At 43.0% G+C, this 365-nt stretch carries 1 protein-coding gene; it reads right to left on the reverse strand.

The window, feature by feature from the left end; translation table 11 throughout:
• Nucleotides 1-365: substrate binding domain-containing protein (locus tag AAEZ03_RS26245; protein ID WP_350582682.1), on the reverse strand; the 365-nt coding region annotated here is incomplete at both ends.

A 365-nucleotide genomic window follows, 5' to 3' on the forward strand; every position in this document is an offset into this window, starting at 1 on the left:
CTCATGGACCAACGCTTGGGGCAAAAAAGCAATGCCTAAATCGCTGAGCGTGGCTTGTTTAATCGCACTAAGATGATTGCTATGAAACCTACCATGGACAGGCATTAATTGCTCTGTGCCGTCTATACATACTGGCCATATGTTGTTAGAGGTATTATCTAACTTATAGATTATGCACTCATGATTGTCTAATTCTTCAGGGGTTTGAGGCGTACCATATCGCTTTAAATAGTCTGGCGTCGCACATATCACCCATCGGCTATCTATAAGACGTCTTGCAATGAGCGATGAGTCTTCAAGCTCAGCGGTCCTTATTGCCAAATCAAAACCGTCTTCTATCAAGTCACCCAAGCGATTGGTAATTT

The sequence above is a fragment of the Pseudomonas sp. HY2-MNA-CIBAN-0224 genome (assembly GCF_040310285.1).
GTDB lineage: Bacteria > Pseudomonadota > Gammaproteobacteria > Pseudomonadales > Pseudomonadaceae > Aquipseudomonas > Aquipseudomonas helleri.